Genomic DNA, 21,291 nt, shown 5'->3' on the forward strand with positions numbered 1-21,291 from the left:
CTTCTTCCTTATTTACGCGCCAACTTGTACCTGACGCAGTCCTCATAAAAGCTTTGCCGTACGGCAGTCGGTTTCAATCGCGACGAACTGTCATAAGTTTGCTCTGTAATACCAAGTGCCATCATGCGCATCCATGTTTTGGCGAACTTGTAGGCCTGGATTTTCTGCCGCGCGGCGTATAGAGAAACGCCTGAAAGCTTGAGCTCCTGTGCCCTTGCAGCAGTGCCCGCGCCCCAACTGCACATGTATTGATCCTGGGTGGCCAGTTCTTTGGCTTGCGTTGAGTTGCTGATACCCGCAACAACTAGCGGAATTAACGCGATCCATATCTTGCGCATCTTGACCTATCTAACTAGTTGAAAATGAACTAATTTTGCGGGGGATTTTTTAACTTGGGGGCCAGCATCGTGCCTTTTTTGCCAATGAGTGCAAAAAACGAGATGGCTGAGGCCATTTCTTGCGAGTTTTCAATCCTTTGCTATAGCTAAGACTCTCAATCGCCAACTAAGTGAGGCAACGGAATGTCAGTCGCAAAAAAAATGAGTGTAGGGCAACTGACAATGTTGACCGCAGTCAACATGTTGGGCTCAGGCATTGTGCTACTACCGACGAAACTAGCCGAAGTCGGTGCAATTTCGATTCTTTCCTGGCTGGTGACGGCCACCGGCTCCCTGGCTCTGGCCTACGCCTTTGCGCGATGCGGGATGCTCAGCCGCAAGACCGGCGGCATGGGCGGCTATGCCGAATACACGTTCGGTAAAGCCGGTAACTACATCACCAACTACACCTACGGCCTCTCACTGTTGATTGCCAACGTGGCGATCAGTATTACCGCGGTTGGCTATATACAGACGCTGTTCGGAATCAAACTTGATTCACTGCAAGTCGGTCTCGCGACCATTGCCTTGTTGTGGATCACCACCTTCGCCAACTTTGGCGGCGCGAGCATTACCGGCCGGATCGGCGCGATCACCGTCTGGGGTGTGATTGCACCGGTGGTGCTGGTGTCCACGGTGGGTTGGTTCTATTTCGACAGCAGCGTCTACGCCGCTGGCTGGAACCCTCATGACAAGGGCTGGTTCGAAGCGGCGGGCGCCTCGGTGGCGATCACCCTGTGGGCCTTCCTTGGCCTGGAATCGGCTTGCGCCAACACCGACGCGGTGGAAAACCCCGAGCGCAACGTACCGATTGCCGTGCTGGGCGGTACCCTGGGTGCGGCGGTGATCTACATCGTCTCCACCAACGTCATCTTCGGCATCGTCGGCAACGAAGAACTGGTCGCGTCCACCGCGCCGTTCGGCCTGGTGTTCGCCAAGATGTTCACCCCGATGGTCGGTGACATCGTGATGGCGGCCATGGTGCTCGCCTGCATCGGTTCGCTGCTGGGTTGGCAGTTCACGATTGCACAGGTGTACAAAAGCTCGGCCGACACCGGTTATTTCCTGTCGATCTTCGCCAAGGCCAACAAGGCGGGTACCCCGATTGTCGGCATGCTGGTGCTGCTCGCCGCACAGACCGCACTGGCCCTGCTCACCATCAGTCCCGACCTGAGCAAGCAGTTCGACACCCTGGTCAACCTCGCGGTGGTGACCAACCTGGTGCCGTACATCCTGTCCATGGCCGCGCTGATGACCATGCAGAAAGTCTCCAACGTGCCGGAAGGCAAGGCGCTGGCCACCAACGTCATTGCGCTGATCGCGGCGGCCTACAGCTACCTGGCGCTGTACAGCTCCGGTGAGCAGGCCCTGATGCTCGGTGGCGTCGCCACGATCTTCGGCTACACCCTGTTCGGCTTCGTCAACAACCGCCTGATCCGCCTCGAAGCACTCAACAACAGCGTACCGACGCAAACCGTCAGCGCGCAGCACCTCACTGCCGAGCCAGTGCCGGTGAACAATCTGAATAAAGCCACTCTGGAGATTCAAGCATGACGGACTATAAACACTCGCTGGGCATGCTGGCGCTACTGGTCAGCAGTCCACCGGACAAACGAACCGTGTTTGGCCGCGCCCTGGATCATCTGGTCCACGATGTAGAGGGACGTGGCGTCAGTGTCCTGGCTTCGGAAAGCCTCTCGGATGCTGCATCGATCCTGCGTTCGGACCCTGCCGTCCAGTGCGTACTCATCCGCTGGGAAATGGACACCAGCGACGGCCACGCCGACTGCATCAAGCTGCTGGTCAAACTGCGCGAGCGCAACACCCGGGTGCCGGTGTTCCTGATCAGCGACCGTACCACCGCGTCGAGCATTCCGTTGCTGGTCATGCAACACGCCGACGACTTCATCTGGCTGCCCGAAGACACCACCGGCTTCCTCAGCGGGCGCATCCTGGCTGCCATCGAACGCTATCGTCAGGCGGCCCTGCCACCGATGTTCGGCGCGCTGGTGAAGTTTGCCCGCACCTATGAATACTCCTGGCACACCCCGGGCCATGCCGGCGGCACCGCCTTTCTCAAGAGCACTGCCGGGCGCGCCTTCTACGAGTTCTTCGGTGAAAACCTGCTGCGTTCCGACTTGTCGATCTCGGTCGGCGAACTGGGCTCCCTGCTTGATCACAGCGGCCCCATCGGCCAGGGCGAACGTTATGCCGCCAAGGTCTTCGGTGCGCACCGCACGTACTACGTGACCAACGGTTCGTCGATGTCCAACCGCGTCATTCTCATGGCCAGCGTCACGCGCAACCAGATCGCCCTGTGCGACCGCAATTGCCACAAGTCCGCCGAGCATGCGATGACCCTGTCCGGGGCGATTCCGACCTACCTGGTGCCGACCCGCAACCGCTACGGCATCATCGGCCCGATCCTGCCGCAGACCCTGAGCGCCGAAGGCGTGAAAGCCGCCATCGCCAACAACCCGCTGGTCAAGAAAGGCATCGACCCGACGCCGGTGCACGCGATTGTCACCAACTCGACCTACGACGGCCTGACCTACAACGTCACCCGCGTCGAAGAGTTGCTGGGCGAAAGCGTCGACCGCCTGCACTTCGACGAAGCCTGGTACGGTTATGCGCGCTTCAACCCGCTGTACAGCGGACGCCATGCCATGCACGGCAACCCGGCCGACCACGACAAGTCCAAGCCGACCGTGTTCGCCACCCAGTCGACCCACAAGTTGCTGGCCGCGCTGTCCCAGGCCTCGATGATCCACGTGCGCGACGGCCGTAACCCGATTGAACATGCGCGCTTCAACGAGTCGTACATGATGCACGCCTCGACCTCGCCGAACTACGCGATCATGGCGTCCTGCGACGTCAGCTCGGCGATGATGGAAGCGCCGAGCGGACAGATCCTCACCAGCGAGTCGATCGAAGAAGCCATCAGCTTCCGCCAGGTTCTCTCGCGCATGCACAACGAGATGCTGAGCAAGGACGACTGGTTCTTCACCTGCTGGCAGCCGCCGACCGTACAGGTGGGCGCCGCGACCGTGCCGTTCCATGAGGTCGACCCGGCTACCCTTAAAACCGACCCGAACTGCTGGGTCCTGCACCCGAATGCGGTATGGCACGGTTTCGGTGACATCGAAGACGGCTACTGCATGCTCGACCCGATCAAGGTGTCGGTACTTGCCCCGGGCATGGGCGACGACGGCAACCTGCTCGCCTCCGGTATCCCGGCCTGTGTGATCACGGCGTATCTGGGCCGCCAGGGTATCGTGGTCGAGAAAACCACCGACTTCACCATCCTGTTCCTGTTCTCCATCGGTATCACCAAAGGCAAGTGGGGCACGCTGCTCAACGCCCTGCTCGACTTCAAGCGCGACTACGACGACAACGCCGAGCTGGAGCTGTGCCTGCCCGACCTGTACAACGCCAACCAGCGACGCTATGCCGGCATGGGCCTCAAGGATCTGGCCGACGAAATCTTCGCCGCCATGAAGAAACACAAGACCACCGCCAACATGTCCCAGGCCTTCGGCACCTTGCCAAAAGCCGAATTCAGCCCGGTGGAGGCCTACGAGAAACTGGTGCGCAACGACATCGAACTGGTCACCCTCGAGCAAGCCGCCGGACGCCTTGCCGCCACCGGTATCGTGCCCTACCCGCCAGGCATCCCGTTGCTCATGCCAGGTGAGAACGCAGGCCCCGCGGACGGTCCGCTGCTGGCGTACCTCAAGGCACTGGAAGCCTTCGACAAATCCTTCCCCGGCTTCACCCATGACACCCACGGGATCGAAGTCGAAGACGGCGTTTATCGGATGCTGGTCTTGAAGTGAGGTAAGCGAGACTCACCGTAAAACCTGTGGGAGCGAGCCTGCTCGCGAAGACGGCCTGACAGTCACCCAAGATGGTGACTGACACTCCGCTTTCGCGAGCAGGCTCGCTCCCACATTGCTTTGCATACTCTCCCAAAATCCCTATGGGCAAACTCAATCACCGCGCTCTATGATTGATCCCCATGACCACCACCGCTCCAATTCGCTCACCCTGCCCGCCCGGCGCCTGCGACTGCGGGCGTGACCCGCTGCTGGAAACACCGGGGGCGGACCTGCGCATTCTGTTTCTGACCCGCAACGAAGAAAAACGCCTGATCGAACGCCTGGAAAATCTGCAGAGCCTGAGCGATCTGGAGCACCTGCAACGGCGTATGCTCGAACAGTTGGGCATCCGCGTGGACATCGCCCCCGGCTTCAATGAGGTGCGCACCATGCGTGGCATCGGCATCCAGATCGGCGAACTGCCGGGGCTGTGCCGCAAGACCCGCGCCAACATCCCGGCCGCCATTCGCCGAGCCATGGAAAAGCGCCCGGAGATTGCCTACGAGCTGCTCAATGCCAACGACCTGTTGCGTGACGCCTGATGAAGCCCATTCTCGAATTCCCCCTCACCGACGAGATCCTCACCTCGTTCGCCCTGGCCATCGGCGCCGACCTGCAGGGCTACCGCAACCACATTTACCGGGTGCTGAATTTCCATGCCGCCCTCAGCGGTACCGAAGGCTTGCCCTCGGATGCCGTGCAGATCGCAGCGGCGTTTCATGACCTGGGTATCTGGACCGATGACACCCTTGACTACCTGCCGCCGTCCATTGCACTGGCCACTGAATATCTCGACAGCCGACAACGCCCGCAACTCAAAGATGAAGTCAGTGCGTTGATACTCGAGCACCACAAACTACGCCGGTATCGCGGCGCTTGTGCCGACAGCGTCGAACCCTTCCGCCGGGCCGATCTGGTGGATGTGTCCCTGGGCCTGGTCCGCTTCGGCCTGCCCCGAAGCTTCATCAAGACCGTGCAGTCGACCTTTCCCGATCACGGTTTTCACTCGATGCTGATGAAGCTTTCAGCCCGCCAACTGCTCCACTCGCCGCTACGACCGCTGCCCATGTTTCGCTGGTGAAACAGACGTCTGTCAGCCCAGCGCTTTTGCGAACGGTCATTTCTGGGCAAACGCCCTGGAACACTCACTTTCTGACTATCCAGAACTGGATATTTTGCAATTCAAACCTACGCTCTTGGCGGGGGAATACTAATTTCAATGACGGTTGGGGGCTCGTCTCGAAGTACTCACGCAAGTACGCAGGAGCTCTACATGAACCGGACAACCTTATCCTCGATGTTTGCGGTACCGCTGTTGCTGTCTGCAATGGCGATTCCCGGCCTGACCCTGGCCGCCGACAAAGCCCCCAACATCCTGGTGATCATGGGCGACGACATTGGCTGGTCGAATATCGGTGTCTACAACCAGGGCATGATGGCTGGCAGAACACCCAACCTCGACCAACTCGCCGCTGAAGGCATGCGCTTTACCGACTATTACGCCGAGGCCAGTTGCACGGCCGGGCGCGCCAATTTCATAACCGGCGAACTGCCGATTCGCACAGGCATGACCACCGTCGGCCAGGCCGGCTCGCCCGTGGGTATTCCCGCCGAAGCCGTGACCATCGCGACTGCGCTCAAGGCCATGGGGTATGCCACCGGCCAGTTCGGCAAGAATCACTTGGGTGACTTGAACGAGTTCCTGCCCACCGTGCACGGCTTCGACGAATTCTTCGGCTACCTCTATCACCTCGACGCCATGGAAGACCCGGCGCACCCCAACTATCCGCAAGAACTGCTCGCCACCGTGGGCCCGCGCAACATGGTCCACAGCTGGGCCACCACCACCGATGACACGACCGTGATGCCGCGCTGGGGCAAGGTCGGCAAGCAGAAAATCGAAGATGCCGGCACGCTCTATCCGGAGCGGATGAAAACCGTCGACGACGAGATTCGCGATAAGGCCTTCTCGTTCATCGACAAGGCCAAGCAGGACAACAAACCGTTCTTCGTCTGGCTCAACCCGACCCGCATGCACATCGTCACGCACCTGTCCGACAAGTACGAAGCCATGCGCAACTCGCAAAATGGCTGGTCGGAACAGGAAGCCGGCATGGCGCAGCTCGATGACGTCGTGGGCGATGTCCTGGCGAAGCTGAAAAAAGACGGCATGGACGACAACACCATCGTCATTTTCACCACCGACAATGGTGCGGAAAACTTCACCTGGCCGGACGGCGGCACCACCCCGTTCGCCATGGGCAAAGGCACGGTGATGGAAGGCGGCTTCCGGGCACCGGCGATCATTCGCTGGCCGGGCAAGGTACCGGCCAACCAGGTCGCCAACGGCATCATGTCCGGCCTGGACTGGTTCCCGACCCTGGTCGCAGCGGCGGGTAACCCGAACATCACGGCAGAGCTGCTCAAAGGCAAACAATTGGGCGACACCACCTACAAAGTTCACCTGGACGGCTATGATCAAACACCAATGATCACCGGAAAAGGCCCGTCGAACCGGCATGAAATCTTCTACTTTGGAGAGAGCACCCTGGGTGCGATCCGCATCGATGACTTCAAGTACCGCTTCATCGATCAGCCCGGGGGCTGGCTGGGAGCCAAGGTCACGCTGGACATGCCGATCCTGACTAACCTGCGCCTCGATCCGTTCGAACGTGCCGGATGGCCGGAGAATATGGCGGCCAATGGTTCGCTGGAGTATTTCGAGTGGTTCAAATTCCAGTTCTGGCGTTATGTGTTTGTGCAGCAACAAGTGGTCAAACTGGCCGAAACAGCCGTGGAGTTTCCGCCGATGCAGAAAGGCGCGAGCTTCAATCTTGAAGCGGTCAAGGCCAAGATCGAAGCGGCCCGGGCAGCCATGGCCAAGTAAACAGCCGAAACCATGGGTGGCCGGCACAGGCCACCCACATTCGAAATGGACATTTGATGAGGTAGTTACATGCGCACAAGCACACTGGCCCTACCCGCCTGTACGCTACTCGCCCTGTGCTGCCAGCCAGCCTGGGCCGGCGGCATCATACTTTACGAAATCGGCACCGATAACGCTGGCCTGGCCAACGCCGGTGCCGCCGCCCGCGCCCAAGGCCCCTCGACCATCGCCAGCAACCCGGCGGGCATGAGCTACCTGCCCGGCACACAAATCACCGCCGGCTTGCAGGTGCTGTACGGCGATTTGAGCTTCGACCGCGACGCCGGCACCAACACCCCGGGCAGCGGCAGTGGCAACGCCCTCGACCCGATTCCCGGCGGCAGCTTCTTCATCAGCCATGAACTGGACGAGCACTGGAGCGTCGGCTTCGGCCAGTACGGCGACTTCGGGTTGGCGGTCAACTACGACAACGACTGGTCCGGTCGTTACTTCGCACAGAACTCCAGTCTGCTCGGCCTGTCGTTGGTACCGAGCGTGGCTTATCGCTTCAACGAGCAGTGGTCGGTCGGCCTCGGCGTCAAGGCCATGTACGGCATGTTGCAGGCGCAAACAGCCATCGACCGCTCCCCCTTCGGATTCACCGACCGCACCGACGGCCAGTACAAATACAAGGACGGCACCTGGGGCTTTGGCGCCAACGTTGGGGTGATCTATGCCCCGCAAACCGGCACGCGGATTGGCCTGACCTACACCAGCCAGGTCGATCTGGACTTCGAGGACCGGCTGGACGTGAATGGCGATGGCCGACTGCTCGAGCGCGTCAACAACACCAAGACCGAACTCGACATGAAGGTGCCGCAAACCGTCACCCTGAGCCTGTTCCAGCAACTGGACCGGCAATGGGCCTTGCTCGCCTCGGTCAACTGGCAGGACTGGTCGGAATTCGGTGACATCGGCGTGCAGGTCGACACCACCGCGGTGGGTTCGCAATCGACAACGGTCGACGCCGGCTTCAAGGACACCTGGCACCTGTCCCTGGGTGCGCAATACCAGGCCACCGAGCAGTGGCTGTGGAACGTCGGTGTGGCGTACGACAGCAGTGCCGTGTCGGACGGCAACCGCAGCGTGATCGTGCCGATGAACGAATCCTGGCGCATTGCCACAGGAGCCACCTATGCTCTGAACAAGGACACCGATATCAACGTCAGTTGGGCCATGGTCTGGCTCGGCGACATGCCGGTTGACCAGACCAAATCCGTATCCGGCAATCAGATTTCCGGTGAGTTCGACAATGCCTGGATTCAAGCCCTGAGCGGGAACATGACCTGGCGATTTTGATGTCTTGTAAACGAAAGAACGACGATTTTATCCAAGGAGTAGACACCACTATGAATCTGTCCCGAAAACTGCTGGTCGGCGCTGCGCTGGCAAGTCTGTTGCTAGGCGGTTGCACCTCGAAAGTGACTGAGAAGGAACAGTACTCAGGCTTCCTGTCCAACTACAACAACCTGCAGGAAGTCGAAACGCCGAGCGGCGGCACCGCGATGCGCTGGGTCAGCCCTTCGTGGAACCCGAATGCGTATGACACCGTGGTGTTCAACAAGCTGGAACTGTACCCGGCGCCCAAACCCGATGAGCGGGTCAACCAGCAGACGCTGACCGACATTCAGAACTACATGACCAGCAAGGCCAAGGCCACGCTGGGTCAGCGGTACCGCGTAGTGTCGAACTCCTCAGCGGCTCCGGCGGGTTCCCGGCCCCTGATCATGCGCGCGGCGATTACCGGGGTGAACGCCGAGAACGAAGGCATGAAGTGGTATGAAGTGGTCCCCATCGCGGCCGTCGTCGGGGCCACCCAGGCAGCCACCGGTCACCGTGACCAGGACACCACCCTGTTCATCGAAGCCGAGTTCATCGACGCCAAGAGCAATCAGACCGTGGCCAAAGTGGTGCGCAAGGTGTTTGGCACTACCCTGGAAAATGAAAGCCAGAAGATTACCGCCAAGGACTTCAAGGCGGCGATCGACAAACTGGGTACCGACTTCCAGGCCTTCCTCAAGTAACACCCCACCCTTGTGGCGAGCGAGCTTGCTCGCGCCGGGCTGCGCAGCGGCCCCATGACTGTCGGCAACGACGTGTTGTGCGACTGCTGCGCAGTCGAGCGGGAGCAAGCTCCCTCGCCACATGAGGTCCCTTCCTGATCCTTCCGGTCACTTCTTCATCCCCACCCGCCGGCGCATTTCGGCAGTAATCGCCTGCCGGGTCTTGCGCATGTCCGCCCAGGGTTCATCGCCGACTTCAGCCAGGCGTTCAAGCGCGTTGTGCAGGTTCCACTGATTGCCGCCCTTGAGTTCGGCAACCTCTTGGCGAAAGATCGGCATCGACACCGGCAGGCCCTCACGGGTCCGGACGGCGTAGGCGCAGATGGTGGTCGCGCCCAGGCCATTGCGCAGGTAATCGATGAAGATCCGCCCGACCCGGTTCTTCGGTCCCGACACCGCCGAAAAACGCTCGGGCAACAGCCTGGCCATGTGACTGACAATGGCATGGCTGAAGTCCTTGACCTCATCCCAGCCGAGCTTGCGGGTCAGCGGCACCACCACATGGATGCCCTTGCCGCCGCTGGTTTTCAGAAACGCCTTGAGCCCCAGTTCATCCAGCACCGACAGCGTCAACTCAGTGGCCTCGATCATGCGTTTCCATGGCAGCGCCGGGTCCGGGTCAAGGTCGAGGATAAAACGGTCCGGCTTGTCGAAGTTGGCCGACGTGGCGTTCCAGGTGTGCAACTCCACGGTACTCATCTGCACCGCGCCAATCAGCGCCTCGGCATTGTTGATCAGCATCATCGGCTGACCGGTGAGCTGCTTGTCCAGCGTGGCGATGCCGGGGATCGCCAGGTGCTCGGCATTCTTCTGGAAAAACAGCTCGCCGGCGATACCGTCCGGCGCACGCACCAGCGCCACCGGGCGATCCTTGAGCTCGGGCAGGATCCACTCGGCGACACTCGCATAGTACTGCGCCAGTTGCAGTTTGGTGGTGCCGCTACCGGGGTCGATCACCCGGTCCGGGTGAGTGATGCGCACCTGGCCCTCGTCCAGGCCGATTTGCGAAGGTGCGGGGTCGGGCTTCTTCTGTGTGGCAGCGGTTTTTTTCGCAGTGGAGGTTTTCACGGTTTTCGCGCGCTCCTCGGTGATGTCGTGTGCCGGTTTGTCATTGCGCAGGCCATGGAACACGGCGTGGCGCACCGAACCGTCCCGGGTCATTTCAGCGAAAGCCACTTCTGCCAGCAGCTTGGGTTTGAGCCAGTGCACATCCCTGACCTCGGCACCGCCCGGTGGATTGACCACCGGCGGTTTTTTCACCTGCAACGGCTTGAGCTGCTCATGGAGGCTGCGCAGCGTCGCCTCGTTGAACCCGGTGCCGACTTTGCCGGCATAGCGCAACTCGCCACTGTCGCGGTCATGCAGCCCCAGCAGCAGCGCGCCGAAGGCATGGCGCGAGCCTTTCGGCTCGGTGAATCCGACGATAACGAACTCCTGCCGATGCTGGCATTTGAGCTTGATCCAGTCGCTGCTGCGCCGGGAGACATAGGGCGACCCAAGACGCTTGCCGATCAAGCCTTCCATGCGCATCCGGCAAGCGCTGTCGAACAAGGCTTGCGGCTCCTCGCCAAACGATTCGGAGAAGCGCAGCAGCGGCTGGTCATTGGCCTTGAGCACAGTCGCCAGCGCGGCCCGACGTTCTTCGACCGGCACTTCGCGCAAGTCCACGCCATTGAGGTACGGCAGGTCGAACAGGTAGTAGAGAATGCCGTCGCTGCGCTGCGCCTCGAAGGCATTTTGCAGCGCCTGAAAGTCCGGCACACCCTGGTCGTCGGCCACCACCATTTCGCCATCGAGCCACGCCGATTCCAGGCCAAGCGCGACCAGGGCCTGGGCCTGTCCTGGCAGTTTGTGGGTCCAGTCGTGGCCATTGCGGGTGATCAGCCTGACGTCACAGTGGTCGATGCGGGCCATGATCCGGTAGCCGTCGAACTTGATTTCGTAGCTCCACGCGCCGTCCGGGACCCTGTCCACCAGCGTCGCCAATTGCGGCTTGAGCAGGTCCGGCAACCTGGCTTTGCGTGCGCCGGTCAGTGGCGATGGTTTTTCCTTGCTTGAGCGCTTGGCGGCTGGCTCGCCAGTCGCCGAAAAATCGCGCCTGTCATCGAGGTTGCGGGGCATGGCTCACCTGCTTCGCGCCAGGACGTCGGATGCAAACGTCTCTTAACCAAGCAGAGCCGGCGAGCGGCACAATAATTCAATCGGCGTTGAAAAGGCCCGGACGGACGGGCTTGTGGCGCGGGGGGCGGCGCGGATCAACCTGTGGGAGCGAGCTTGCTCGCGATGGCGGTGGGTCAGGCGCCAAGGATGTTGACTGTGACGACCGCTTCGCGAGCAGGCTCGCTCCCACAGTGATTTTCAGCGCACGCAGAATCTGCGTTCGGCGGGGATCAACCTGTGGGAGCGAGCCTGCTCGCGAAGCTTTAGGCAGTACCCTTGGCCTGCTGCTCCAGACGCAATTGCAACTCTGGCTCGATCTGCAATGCCGCGGCCAGTTCATCCAGATAGTTGCGCTCGGCGTCCTGCTGGTCGTCCACCAGCATCACGCTGGCCAGGTACATCTCCGAGGCCATGCCGGGGTCGGTGGCCGACTGCGCCACTTCATTGGGGTCCAGCGGCTTGGCGACTTCATCGTCCAGCCATTGCTGCAATTGCGGATCGTCGGTGTGACGGCCGATTTCAGTGCTGATCATCTGTTTTTCGGACTCATCGATCCGGCCATCGGCCTTGGCCGCCGCAATCAATGCCCGCAGGATCGCATGGCTGTGTTCCTCGGCTTCCGGACCGGCGAGCAAGTCCACGGTGCGCGGCGCTTCCTGCGGCGCCGACGCCTGGCTGCGCTGCCAGGCCTGGTATGCCTGGAACGCCATCATGCCCAGGGACGCCAGCGCCGCATAATTGGTGCCGCCACCGGAGCGGCTTTGCGGTGCGCCGCCCATTGGCGAACCGCCGCCCAGCAATCCACCGAGCAAACCGCCCAACCCTGCGCCACCGCCGCCCGCACCCGCACCGGCGCCACCGCCCAACAACCCGCCGAGCAATCCGCCCAGGTCGCCGAGCCCGCCCTGGGCCGACGCGCCACCGCCGCCCCGTTGCGCCATCGAGCCCTGGCCGGCGCGCAATAACTGTTCGAGCAGATCGCTGGTGTTCATGACGCTTGTCCTCTTGGGAAGGGTTCTGTCCAGACAGGCAACGATAGACCTCGCAGACGAATGTGCCAGCGCCGTTGGGCTGACGCACCCGCGTCACGGCGGATTGTCCGGGGTATTTTTTTTCAGCGCGGCTAAGATTCATAGGTGGTGAACCTTATCCGCGGATACCCGGTCGATACCTGCAACCCGACCCGGTTTGCCAGCGCCCTCTTACGCGGGGCGTCAACTGGCTTGCTTCATTCACTGGAGAACGCCCCTGTGATTTCAACCCTGTACATCGCCAGACTCAAAGCATGGGGCGCCCATGGTTTTACGGCCACCGGCGTGGTCACCGCTTTCCTCGCCACCCTGTCCCTGCTGGATAACCAGCCGACCCATTGCCTGCTGTGGCTGGGCGTCGCCCTGATCGTCGACGGACTGGACGGCGCACTGGCGCGCAAGGTCAACGTGCAGTCGGTGTTGCCGAGCTTCGATGGCTCGATCCTCGACCTGGTGATCGATTACCTGACGTATGTGTTTATCCCGGCGCTGTTCATCTATCGCTACATCCCGTTGCCGGACTACACCCTGCTGCTGAGCGTTTCGCTGATTCTGGTGTCGTCGCTGTTCTGCTTCTGCAACGTCAACATGAAGAGCAAGGACAACTACTTCCAGGGCTTCCCCGCCGCCTGGAACGTGGTTGCCCTGTGCCTGTACATCATCGCCCCGTCGCCGTGGATCACCTTCCTGACCGTGATTGGCCTGGCTCTGCTGACGGTGACCCGGATGAAATTCCTGCACCCTTTCCGCGTGCGTCGGTTCATGCCGATCAACATTGCAGTGACGGCCATCTGGTTGCTGTGCAGCTTGTCGCTGGTGCTCAACCATCCGGTGATCAACCCGATGGTGATGGGGTTGTGGCTGCTGATGTCGGCGTATTTTCTCGGTATCTGCTTCTGGCGCACGGCGCTGGAGTGGTTCGACGAATCGCGGCTCAAGTAGCCATGGCGGTCCATATCGTTCAACTGGGTTCGCCGCGTCACCCCGACGAAGGCTTGCGCCTGGGCACGGTACGCCGCCCTCCCCGTGGCGTACCGAAAGCCGATTTCGCCAGCCGGGATTTCTATGATGTCTGGCAGCCCTTGCTGGCACCCAGCGCGGAACTGGTGGCCGAGGCCAAGTCTGCGCAGAATGCCAAGGCCTGGGAGGTGTTCCGGCGCAAGTTCAAGGCCGAGATGAACCAGCCCGCCGCCAGCCAGATGCTGGACCTGCTGGCCGCGCTGTCCCACCGGACGTCCCTGGCCGTGGGGTGTTATTGCGAGGATGAAGCGCATTGTCATCGGTCGGTGTTGCGCGAGTTGCTGGAGGCGCGGGGGGCGAAGGTTGTTTAGTCTGCACCACCATCCAATGTGGGAGCGGGCTTGCTCGCGAAAGCGGTGTATCAGTCACAATAGCTGCGACTGGAAGACCGTCTTCGCGAGCAAGCCCGCTCCCACATGGGACTTGTGGTCACTCAACGCCGCGTGATCACCACCTCCAGGTATTCACTCGGCACCACCAGCGACTTGTCGCCCGCCCGGTTCATCCGGTTGATCAGCTCGGTCAGGTCCGCTTCCAGGGCCTTGGCGCCATCCTCAGGCAGTGCGGCAAAGGCTTTGTGCACCGGCCCGTACCACTGGCGGAAGGTGTCGATGAAATGCGCCGCCGAGCGATAGCGGAAATTGAACGTGCGGCGCGTCACCTGCAGCAGGAATTCCCGCTCGTCGAAATGCTCGTGCAGCCAGGCTTCGGTGCCCCAGCGCGAGGGCGGATTCGCTCCCGGCGGTGGCGGCAGGTGCTGGCCCAGGGTCTTGAACATCTGGCCGACGAAGCCTTCCGGCGTCCAGTTGGCCAGGCCGATCCGCCCGCCCGGGCGGCAGACTCGTGCCAGCTCCGCGGCGGCCTTGGGCTGGTCCGGCGTGAACATCACACCGAAAGTGGAAAGCACGGCGTCGAAGCTGCCGTCGGCGAAGGGCAAGGCTTCGGCATCGGCGACCTGGAAAGAGACGTTCAGGCGTTCTGCCCGGGCCCGCTCTTCGCCGCGTTCGAGCAAGGCGGCGACATAGTCGGTGGACGTCACCTTGCAGCCTCGGCGCGCGGCCGCGAGGGTCGCGTTGCCGTTGCCGGCGGCGACGTCGAGCACGCGCTCATCGCACAACAGGTCGCAGGCTTCGGCCAGTTGCTCGCCGACGATTTGCAGGGTGGTGCCGATCACGGCGTAGTCGCCGCTGGCCCAGGAGGCCATTTGACGGTTTTTCAAGGCAGTCAGATCAATGGGTGTACTCATGGAGGCAGTCTCTGGGTTGAAACACGAATCGGGCCTGATCGCGGTTACTCCGCTGTCGTCGGGTCGATGATGTTCATGACCCGGGAAATGCGGTTGGCGGGAAAACCACTGATCCTGGCGTGTTCCTGGATCTGCGCTTCGCTCGGCGAGATGTACACGCAATAGAGCTTGTCACCGGTGACATAGCTCTGCAGCCACTGTACCTCTGGCAACTCACGCAAGGCCTGGCAGGACTTTAGCGAAGCGGCTTTCAAATCCCTTTCCGACAGAGCTCCGGCGCCCTGGATCTCACGTTCAATGACGAACTTAGGCATGGCAACCTCTCTTTATTGTTCTGGATGGCAGGGCGCGTTCACCCTGTGATCAAACTATCGTCCTGACCGGCGCTGGCGTCCTGCCCGATCGTCGCCCAAGCCTGCCCGATCGTCCGGAGATTCCACACGGCGCACCGACGCGTTCACAATCAGGAATCCTGTCACGGGGAAATCCCTATGGACGCTCTGTCACAGACCCTGCGGGTGGTGCACCTGGTCGGCGCGATCTTCATCAACGCCCGGTTCACCGCGCCCTGGTGCTACCAGTCGCCCAGCGCCGACACGGCCGCGCCGTTCCTGGAGCCCGATGCGGAACGGGTGGTGATCTTTCACCTGATCACCGAGGGCGAGTGCTACGTCGAGTTGGGCGATGACCCTCCGCTGCTGCTGAGCGCTGGCGACGTGGTGATCTTCCCTCAGGGCGATGCCCATCGCATGTGCTCCCGACCGGGATTGCCCCCGGCCACGGGTGCACGACTGGATGCGGTACTGGCACGCCGGCCCCGCCAGCTGAGCTATGGCGGCGGTGGTGCGGTCACCCGCCTGGTCTGCGGCTACCTGGCGTGCGACACGCGCCTGGCGGGCATGTTGCTCAAGGGTTTGCCGCCCGTGGTGCGGGTCAACGTGCGCGGTTCGAGTGCCGGTATCTGGCTGGAATCCTCCGTGCGCTACGCCCTCGCCGAAGCCCGTTCGCCCCGCCCCGGCGGCGAAGGGGTCCTGGCCAAACTCGCCGAAGTGCTGTTCATCGAAGTGCTGCGCCTGTACATGAACGAACAGGGCGAAGGCCGCACCGGCTGGCTGGCCGGTGTACGCGACCGCATCGTCGGCGCCGCCCTCAACGCCTTGCACAAAAAACCCTGCCACGCCTGGACGCTGGACGAACTGGCGCGCACCGCCAGCACTTCAAGATCGGTATTGGCCGAGCGCTTCCAGCAACTGGTGGGGGTGTCGCCGATGCAGTACCTGACGCAATGGCGTATGTTGCTCGCCGCCAACCTGTTGCGCAGCAGCAACAACTCATTGACGCGCATCGCCGAAGAAGTGGGTTACCAGACCGATACCGCCTTCAGCCGCGCCTTTCGGCGCGAGTTCGGTGCACCGCCGGCGGCGTGGCGGCGTGGTCAGGCGGCCTCGAATCACTTGAGCGGTCGCTGAACCGGCAGGGGCGACAGCACCGCCCAGGCCCGCTACTCTCGCTACCCAGCGACTGAACTCGGAAAGGACTCATCACATGACACCCCGCCTGGACTGGCTTGCTCGACATATGCAGTACAGCAACACATTCGCTTCGTGGATCCACCGGCAGTTCCACTACGAATACGCCGGACAGCCCCTGCCCGACTGGCAACGGGAATTCGCCAAAGGCCAGGACAATGGCGACTGGAAGTGCCTGATCGCCCTCGACCACGACGAACTGTTGGGCGGTGCGGCGCTGGCCAGGGCTGACCTGACCCATCGCCCGGATCTGGGGCCCTGGCTCGCTTGTGTGTTCATCACTCCCGAGGCACGCGGCAAGGGCCTGGCGGAGCGTTTGATCGAAGGGATTTGCGCGCAAGCCAAAGCCAACGGCGAGAAGAGGATCTACCTGCACACCCAGGACCAGAGCGCTTATTACGCCAGACGTGGCTGGGTTGTGCAGGAGCGTTTTCAGGCATGGGAAAAAGATCAATGGCTCATGGCGCGAGACCTATGAGCCATTGATCGAATGGTTCAAGCCGCTGGCGCGCTGGCCTTGGCCTCCTCCAGCAACTGCTGGATCACTTTCTCCTGCGTGTCGTAGCTGCCTTCGCCGAAGTGGGTGTAACGCACCTGCCCCTTGGCATCGATGATGTAGTGCGCCGGCCAGTACTGGTTGTCGAAGTTGCGCCAGATCGCGTAGTTGTTGTCGATCGCCACTGGGTAGGTGATGCCGTATTCCTTCACCTTGTCCCTGACGTTGTCGATGATGCGTTCAAAGCCGTATTCAGGCGTGTGCACGCCGATCACCACCAGTCCGTCCTTTTCATATTTCTTCGCCCAGTCTTTCACGTACGGCAGGGTGTGCTTGCAGTTGATGCAGTCGAAGGTCCAGAAGTCCACCAGCACCACCTTGCCTTTGAGGGCTTCGTTGGTCAGTGCCGGTGAGTTGATCCAGTCCACCGCGCCGGACAGCGACGGCATCGCGCCCTGGGCGTCGCCCATGGTGCTGTCGGCCTTGACCTTGCTGACCAGGTAATCGACGACTTTCGGCACGGTCTCCAGCACGTTTTTCTCGACACGGCTGACACCTTGCGATGAGGTGTTGGCCAGCAACAGGTCATTGGCCCCCGTTGCGATCACTGCCGCACCGGCCAGCACCGCAACCCCGGCGCCCCGGCGCAGCCAGCCGGTGACCGGAATCGACGGTTTCAAGCGATTGACCAGGCCGCGACCGGCAAAGATCAGGACGCCCAGGGACAGCGCACTGCCCGCGCCATAGGCCACCAACAACAGGCTGGTACCGGCGTTCGCGCCCTGCAGCATGGCGCTGGTCAGAATCACCCCGAGGATCGGCCCGGCGCAGGGTGCCCAGAGCAGCCCGGTGGCGACACCGATCATGATCGACGCCAGCGGCCCGGACATCTTGCGCGAATCCGGGTCGATGCGATTGCCCAGCAGCACGAAGGGGCGCGCCAGCCAGTCACCGACCCGGGCGGAAATCAGCGACAGGGCGAACAGCACCATGACGAACAGGGCGACGTGGCGCCCGGTGTTGCTGGCCTGTATCACCCACTCGGTGCTGACCACGGCCAGGCTGGAGACCAGGGCGAAGGTCAGGACCATGCCGCCGAGGGTCAGCAGGATCGAGGCGCGTGTGCGGTCGGCCCCGGCGAACAGGAAGGGCACGACCGGCAGGATGCACGGGCTGAGGACGGTCAATATGCCGCCCAGGAAAGCGATGAGTAACATGGGATCACCTAATACAATTCAGAGGACGACATAGAGCCAATGTGGGAGCGAGCCTGCTCGCGATGGCGTCGGGTCAGGCGACACATCGTTGACCGGACAATCGCTTTCGCGAGCAGGCTCGCTCCCACAGTGGGTTGAGGTGTTTTCAAGCTGTCTGTTCATCCAGCAACTGCCCCTGAGGCGTGCGGCTGGCACCGTTCTCGGCGAGCATCTGGCCTTGCGGCGTGCGGCTGGAACCGTCTTGCGCAAGGAAGCCCTGGGTGCCCTTCTCTGCCACGGGCGTCAGCTGGAAGCAGGTGTTGCTGCCGCAGGCGCTTTGCTCGACAGAGGCGTTGGCATGGGCTGCCGCACCGGCGACGGAAAAGGCGATGGCGGTAAGAAAGCGGGATACGTTGTTCATGATGTCCTTCCTGATTCAATGGGATTAGGCGGTCGTTGATCGCAGCACTCAGTTTTCCGAGTTGCAGTGGTCGGCGAATTTGCTGTAATCCAGCACCTGGGTTTTCGACTGGGAGTCGAGGTACGTCAGCCGTGCATTGACCACACCGCAGGAAGGCGTAGCGTCCTCGGTCAGCGAAACCACTTTGCTGATGTCAAGATGGGTGCCGTAGGTGTAGGTTTTTGGCGCAACATCGGCTTCGGCGCGGGCCGACAGGGTGCAGATGTTCAGGGCGGCAAACAGGCAGGCGGCGTAGACAGCTTTGGTGTTCATGGCGAGTTCCTCAAGGTTTCAACAGGTCGTTGGTTCGTTGGGCCGAGGCGCTCTGGTTTGCCTCGATGGAACCCATTAAAAGCCTGCGAGGTATCTCGTCTGTGTCGGGAATCGGCGTGAATCAATCGGTACGTATCAGAACCGCGTGCAGATACAGAGCAATACAAAACCCCCGGAAATCGGCTTTTTTGCCTTCGTGTGTATCCCCAGGCAGGCCGGATACACTGCAATACAAAGGGCGGCAGGCGACCCCGCCCGGGCTCGATAGACTGTGTGGCAATCCCCATTCATCAGAGGTTTGGCCCAATGGATCACGTTGATCACATCCTCATCGTTGACGATGACCGCGAAATCCGCGAGCTGGTAGGCAACTACCTGAAGAAGAACGGCCTGCGCACCACCGTCGTGGCGGATGGGCGGCAGATGCGCGCGTTTCTGGAAACCACCCCGGTGGACCTGATCGTGCTGGACATCATGATGCCCGGGGACGATGGCCTGCTGCTCTGCCGCGAATTGCGCGCCGGCAAACACAAGACCACGCCGGTGCTGATGCTCACTGCGCGCAACGATGAAACCGACCGCATCCTCGGCCTGGAAATGGGCGCCGACGACTACCTGGTCAAACCCTTCGCTGCCCGTGAACTGCTGGCGCGGATCAACGCGGTGCTGCGACGCACCCGCATGCTGCCGCCGAACCTGGTGGTGACCGAAGCCAGTCGCCTGCTGGCCTTTGGGCGCTGGCGCCTGGACACCTCGGCCCGCCACCTGCTCGATCAGGACGGCACCATGGTCGCCCTGAGCGGCGCCGAATATCGATTGCTGCGGGTGTTTCTCGACCATCCGCAACGGGTGCTCAACCGCGATCAACTGCTCAACCTGACCCAGGGCCGCGACGCCGACCTGTTCGACCGTTCCATCGATCTGCTGGTCAGTCGCCTGCGCCAGCGCCTGCTCGACGACGCCCGCGAACCGGCCTACATCAAGACCGTGCGCAGCGAAGGCTATGTGTTTTCCCTGCCGGTGGAAATCCTGGGCGATCAATCATGACGCGGGCGCTGCATTGGCCGCGGACCCTGGCCTCGCGGCTGTCGCTGATTTTCCTGATCGGCCTGATCCTCGCCCAGGCATTGTCCTTCGGCGCGCAGTACTACGAACGCTACGAATCCTCGAAAAACACCATGCTGGGCAACCTGGAAACCGATGTTTCCACCTCCATTGCCATCCTCGACCGCCTGCCCGCCGATGAACGATCCGCCTGGCTCAAACAACTGGAACGGCGCAACTACAGTTACCTGCTCAACGAGGGTTCGCCGGGCACGCCCATCCGCACCGACATGCCCGATGCGCCCATTGCCATCGCCTCGATCAAGGACGCCATCGGCCACGATTACCCGATGACCTTTACCGACATCCCCGGGCCGAAAAAACACTTTCAAGTGCACCTGAACCTGGCGGATGGCAGCCCGCTGACCATCGACCTCCGCCCGGCGATGGTGCCGTTGTCGCCCTGGCTGCCCTTCGTGTTGCTCGGGCAACTGGCGCTGATGCTCACCTGTTCCTGGTTGGCGGTCAGAATCGCCATCCGCCCCCTCACCCGCCTCGCCGACGCCGTCGAAACCCTGGACCCCAACGCCCACCCCGTGCTCCTGGACGAAAAAGGCCCGACCGAAGTCGCCCACGCCGCCAAGGCCTTCAACGCGATGCAGGCACGCATCGCGGCGTACCTGAAGGAACGCATGCAACTGCTCGCAGCGATCTCCCACGACCTGCAAACCCCGATCACCCGCATGAAACTGCGCGCCGAGTTCATGGACGACTCCAGCGAAAAAGACAAACTGTGGAACGACCTGGGCGAGATGGAACACCTGGTGCGCGAAGGCGTCGCCTACGCCCGCAGCATCCACGGCGCCACCGAAGAAAGCCGCCGCACCGACCTCGACTCGTTCCTCGACAGCCTGGTGTTCGACTACCAGGACATGGGCAAGGACGTTCAGCTCACAGGCAAGAGCACCACCGTCATCGACACCCGCCCTCACGCCTTGCGCCGGGTGCTGGTCAACCTGACGGACAACGCATTGAAATTTGCCGGGGCCGCCGAGTTGCACGTGGAAAAACAGGCCGACGGCAAGCTGTCGATCAAGATCCTCGACCGCGGCCCGGGAATCGCCGAGGAAGAACTCAAGCAAGTGATGGAGCCGTTCTACCGCGTGGAAAACTCCCGCAACCGCAGCACCGGCGGCACCGGGTTGGGGTTGGCGATTGCCCAACAATTGGCGATCGCCATTGGAGGGTCGTTGACCTTGAGCAATCGTGAAGGTGGGGGGTTGTGTGCGGAGCTGAGATTGCCGGGGTAGGAAGGATTGGCTGGAAGGCCGCCTTCGCGGGCAAGCCCGCTCCCACAGGTGCCTACCGGCCGACCTGGTACTGATGTGTTTCCCTGTAGGAGCTGCCGAAGGCTGCGATCTTTTGATTTTGATTTTTGACAATGTCGAAAGAGCGGAAGATCAAGATCAAAAGATCGCAGCCTGCGGCAGCTCCTACAGGGGAGTGCGTTTAGCCGAAGAGCAGGTTCGCCCAAACAAATGGATATGTCCTCAATCAACAACCCCCAAAACCCCCTCCCCATGCATCTGCCG

Annotated in this window: 22 protein-coding genes; 14 read left to right on the forward strand and 8 right to left on the reverse strand. The window is 61.7% G+C overall.

Annotated features, from left to right (window positions below):
* Positions 1-8 precede the first annotated feature (8 nt).
* Positions 9-338, reverse strand: a complete 330-nt coding sequence (locus AC07YV_RS24055; RefSeq protein WP_102701694.1) for a hypothetical protein — start codon at positions 336-338, stop codon at positions 9-11.
* Between the two features lie 183 nt (positions 339-521).
* On the opposite strand from AC07YV_RS24055, the gene potE reads away from it, so the two are divergent.
* The 7 genes from potE (at position 522) to AC07YV_RS24090 (ending at position 9,205) form a co-directional block, all read left to right on the forward strand.
* Positions 522-1,931 (forward strand): putrescine-ornithine antiporter, encoded by a 1,410-nt coding sequence (gene potE / locus AC07YV_RS24060; protein ID WP_102701695.1) that lies wholly within the window; start codon positions 522-524, stop codon positions 1,929-1,931.
* Positions 1,928-4,213: an Orn/Lys/Arg family decarboxylase gene (locus AC07YV_RS24065; protein ID WP_102701696.1), complete on the forward strand. Its 2,286-nt coding sequence runs from the start codon at positions 1,928-1,930 to the stop codon at positions 4,211-4,213. Before potE ends, AC07YV_RS24065 begins: the two co-directional genes overlap by 4 nt.
* Positions 4,214-4,395: 182 nt before the next feature.
* Entirely contained in the window at positions 4,396-4,797 is a 402-nt protein-coding gene (locus AC07YV_RS24070; protein ID WP_015094584.1) for a hypothetical protein, read from the forward strand.
* Positions 4,797-5,336: an HD domain-containing protein gene (locus AC07YV_RS24075; protein ID WP_102701697.1), complete on the forward strand. Its 540-nt coding sequence runs from the start codon at positions 4,797-4,799 to the stop codon at positions 5,334-5,336. Before AC07YV_RS24070 ends, AC07YV_RS24075 begins: the two co-directional genes overlap by 1 nt.
* A gap of 192 nt (positions 5,337-5,528) precedes the next feature.
* The gene (locus AC07YV_RS24080; RefSeq protein WP_102701698.1) at positions 5,529-7,142 is read left to right on the forward strand and encodes an arylsulfatase; all 1,614 of its coding nucleotides are present in this window, start codon (positions 5,529-5,531) and stop codon (positions 7,140-7,142) included.
* Positions 7,143-7,211: 69 nt separating this feature from the next.
* Positions 7,212-8,480, forward strand: coding sequence for an OmpP1/FadL family transporter (locus tag AC07YV_RS24085; protein ID WP_102701699.1), 1,269 nt, complete (start codon positions 7,212-7,214; stop codon positions 8,478-8,480).
* Positions 8,481-8,530: 50 nt separating this feature from the next.
* Positions 8,531-9,205 carry a DUF3313 domain-containing protein gene (locus AC07YV_RS24090; RefSeq protein WP_102701700.1) on the forward strand — a complete coding sequence of 225 codons (675 nt, stop codon included), beginning with the start codon at positions 8,531-8,533 and terminating at the stop codon, positions 9,203-9,205.
* A gap of 147 nt (positions 9,206-9,352) precedes the next feature.
* Here the strand turns inward: AC07YV_RS24090 and ligD are convergent, their stop codons facing one another.
* Together ligD and AC07YV_RS24100 are read right to left on the reverse strand one after the other, a co-directional pair.
* Entirely contained in the window at positions 9,353-11,365 is a 2,013-nt protein-coding gene (gene ligD / locus AC07YV_RS24095) for a DNA ligase D (protein ID WP_102701701.1), read from the reverse strand.
* 302 nt (positions 11,366-11,667) lie between these two features.
* A complete protein-coding gene (locus AC07YV_RS24100; protein ID WP_102701705.1) occupies positions 11,668-12,396 on the reverse strand; it encodes a tellurite resistance TerB family protein in 729 nt (242 codons plus the stop codon).
* 258 nt (positions 12,397-12,654) lie between these two features.
* Between AC07YV_RS24100 and pcsA the strand changes: the two genes are divergently transcribed.
* Both pcsA and AC07YV_RS24110 read left to right on the forward strand, forming a co-directional pair.
* Positions 12,655-13,377, forward strand: coding sequence for a phosphatidylcholine synthase (pcsA, locus tag AC07YV_RS24105; RefSeq protein WP_102701706.1), 723 nt, complete (start codon positions 12,655-12,657; stop codon positions 13,375-13,377).
* Positions 13,378-13,379: 2 nt separating this feature from the next.
* Positions 13,380-13,766 (forward strand): DUF488 domain-containing protein, encoded by a 387-nt coding sequence (locus tag AC07YV_RS24110; protein ID WP_102701707.1) that lies wholly within the window; start codon positions 13,380-13,382, stop codon positions 13,764-13,766.
* 122 nt (positions 13,767-13,888) lie between these two features.
* On the opposite strand, the gene AC07YV_RS24115 is transcribed toward AC07YV_RS24110, so the two are convergent.
* Both AC07YV_RS24115 and AC07YV_RS24120 read right to left on the reverse strand, forming a co-directional pair.
* A complete protein-coding gene (locus AC07YV_RS24115; protein WP_102701708.1) occupies positions 13,889-14,701 on the reverse strand; it encodes a class I SAM-dependent methyltransferase in 813 nt (270 codons plus the stop codon).
* A 44-nt stretch (positions 14,702-14,745) separates the two neighbouring features.
* Positions 14,746-15,015, reverse strand: a complete 270-nt coding sequence (locus tag AC07YV_RS24120) for a DUF4242 domain-containing protein (protein ID WP_102701709.1) — start codon at positions 15,013-15,015, stop codon at positions 14,746-14,748.
* A 177-nt stretch (positions 15,016-15,192) separates the two neighbouring features.
* Here AC07YV_RS24120 and AC07YV_RS24125 point away from each other — a divergent pair, with 177 nt between their 5' ends.
* Entirely contained in the window at positions 15,193-16,170 is a 978-nt protein-coding gene (locus AC07YV_RS24125) for an AraC family transcriptional regulator (RefSeq protein ID WP_102701710.1), read from the forward strand.
* Between the two features lie 76 nt (positions 16,171-16,246).
* On the forward strand, positions 16,247-16,708 hold the full coding sequence (locus tag AC07YV_RS24130) for a GNAT family N-acetyltransferase (RefSeq protein ID WP_102701711.1): 462 nt from the start codon (positions 16,247-16,249) through the stop codon (positions 16,706-16,708).
* A 17-nt stretch (positions 16,709-16,725) separates the two neighbouring features.
* Here the strand turns inward: AC07YV_RS24130 and AC07YV_RS24135 are convergent, their stop codons facing one another.
* The 3 genes from AC07YV_RS24135 to AC07YV_RS24145 all read right to left on the reverse strand — a co-directional run bounded on the left by AC07YV_RS24135 (position 16,726) and on the right by AC07YV_RS24145 (position 18,655).
* Positions 16,726-17,943, reverse strand: a complete 1,218-nt coding sequence (locus tag AC07YV_RS24135; protein WP_102701712.1) for a cytochrome c biogenesis protein DipZ — start codon at positions 17,941-17,943, stop codon at positions 16,726-16,728.
* Positions 17,944-18,088: 145 nt separating this feature from the next.
* A complete protein-coding gene (locus AC07YV_RS24140; protein WP_095968207.1) occupies positions 18,089-18,343 on the reverse strand; it encodes a hypothetical protein in 255 nt (84 codons plus the stop codon).
* 48 nt (positions 18,344-18,391) lie between these two features.
* Positions 18,392-18,655 (reverse strand): DUF2790 domain-containing protein, encoded by a 264-nt coding sequence (locus AC07YV_RS24145; RefSeq protein ID WP_102701713.1) that lies wholly within the window; start codon positions 18,653-18,655, stop codon positions 18,392-18,394.
* A 306-nt stretch (positions 18,656-18,961) separates the two neighbouring features.
* Here AC07YV_RS24145 and AC07YV_RS24150 point away from each other — a divergent pair, with 306 nt between their 5' ends.
* The 3 genes from AC07YV_RS24150 to AC07YV_RS24160 all read left to right on the forward strand — a co-directional run.
* Positions 18,962-19,702, forward strand: coding sequence for a response regulator (locus tag AC07YV_RS24150; RefSeq protein WP_102701714.1), 741 nt, complete (start codon positions 18,962-18,964; stop codon positions 19,700-19,702).
* Positions 19,699-21,009, forward strand: a complete 1,311-nt coding sequence (locus AC07YV_RS24155; protein ID WP_102701715.1) for an ATP-binding protein — start codon at positions 19,699-19,701, stop codon at positions 21,007-21,009. Before AC07YV_RS24150 ends, AC07YV_RS24155 begins: the two co-directional genes overlap by 4 nt.
* A 73-nt stretch (positions 21,010-21,082) precedes the next feature.
* Positions 21,083-21,291, forward strand: a 209-nt coding sequence (locus tag AC07YV_RS24160) for a hypothetical protein (protein WP_494990359.1), incomplete at its 3' end; no start/stop codon positions are given.

Source organism: Pseudomonas sp. GW456-E7 (genome assembly GCF_059424105.1).

What these genes read in the sequence shown, in the direction of transcription:
- ligD (WP_102701701.1), bottom strand. Translation starts at nt 11,365, where the DNA reads ATGCCCCGCAACCTCGATGACAGGCGCGATTTTTCGGCGACTGGCGAG.
- potE (WP_102701695.1), top strand. Translation starts at nt 522, where the DNA reads ATGTCAGTCGCAAAAAAAATGAGTGTAGGGCAACTGACAATGTTGACC.
- AC07YV_RS24090 (WP_102701700.1), top strand. Translation starts at nt 8,531, where the DNA reads ATGAATCTGTCCCGAAAACTGCTGGTCGGCGCTGCGCTGGCAAGTCTG.
- AC07YV_RS24110 (WP_102701707.1), top strand. Translation starts at nt 13,380, where the DNA reads ATGGCGGTCCATATCGTTCAACTGGGTTCGCCGCGTCACCCCGACGAA.
- AC07YV_RS24065 (WP_102701696.1), top strand. Translation starts at nt 1,928, where the DNA reads ATGACGGACTATAAACACTCGCTGGGCATGCTGGCGCTACTGGTCAGC.
- AC07YV_RS24070 (WP_015094584.1), top strand. Translation starts at nt 4,396, where the DNA reads ATGACCACCACCGCTCCAATTCGCTCACCCTGCCCGCCCGGCGCCTGC.
- AC07YV_RS24145 (WP_102701713.1), bottom strand. Translation starts at nt 18,655, where the DNA reads ATGAACACCAAAGCTGTCTACGCCGCCTGCCTGTTTGCCGCCCTGAAC.
- AC07YV_RS24120 (WP_102701709.1), bottom strand. Translation starts at nt 15,015, where the DNA reads ATGCCTAAGTTCGTCATTGAACGTGAGATCCAGGGCGCCGGAGCTCTG.
- AC07YV_RS24085 (WP_102701699.1), top strand. Translation starts at nt 7,212, where the DNA reads ATGCGCACAAGCACACTGGCCCTACCCGCCTGTACGCTACTCGCCCTG.
- AC07YV_RS24155 (WP_102701715.1), top strand. Translation starts at nt 19,699, where the DNA reads ATGACGCGGGCGCTGCATTGGCCGCGGACCCTGGCCTCGCGGCTGTCG.
- AC07YV_RS24130 (WP_102701711.1), top strand. Translation starts at nt 16,247, where the DNA reads ATGACACCCCGCCTGGACTGGCTTGCTCGACATATGCAGTACAGCAAC.
- AC07YV_RS24135 (WP_102701712.1), bottom strand. Translation starts at nt 17,943, where the DNA reads ATGTTACTCATCGCTTTCCTGGGCGGCATATTGACCGTCCTCAGCCCG.
- AC07YV_RS24080 (WP_102701698.1), top strand. Translation starts at nt 5,529, where the DNA reads ATGAACCGGACAACCTTATCCTCGATGTTTGCGGTACCGCTGTTGCTG.
- AC07YV_RS24075 (WP_102701697.1), top strand. Translation starts at nt 4,797, where the DNA reads ATGAAGCCCATTCTCGAATTCCCCCTCACCGACGAGATCCTCACCTCG.
- AC07YV_RS24140 (WP_095968207.1), bottom strand. Translation starts at nt 18,343, where the DNA reads ATGAACAACGTATCCCGCTTTCTTACCGCCATCGCCTTTTCCGTCGCC.
- AC07YV_RS24055 (WP_102701694.1), bottom strand. Translation starts at nt 338, where the DNA reads ATGCGCAAGATATGGATCGCGTTAATTCCGCTAGTTGTTGCGGGTATC.
- AC07YV_RS24125 (WP_102701710.1), top strand. Translation starts at nt 15,193, where the DNA reads ATGGACGCTCTGTCACAGACCCTGCGGGTGGTGCACCTGGTCGGCGCG.
- AC07YV_RS24150 (WP_102701714.1), top strand. Translation starts at nt 18,962, where the DNA reads ATGGATCACGTTGATCACATCCTCATCGTTGACGATGACCGCGAAATC.
- AC07YV_RS24100 (WP_102701705.1), bottom strand. Translation starts at nt 12,396, where the DNA reads ATGAACACCAGCGATCTGCTCGAACAGTTATTGCGCGCCGGCCAGGGC.
- AC07YV_RS24115 (WP_102701708.1), bottom strand. Translation starts at nt 14,701, where the DNA reads ATGAGTACACCCATTGATCTGACTGCCTTGAAAAACCGTCAAATGGCC.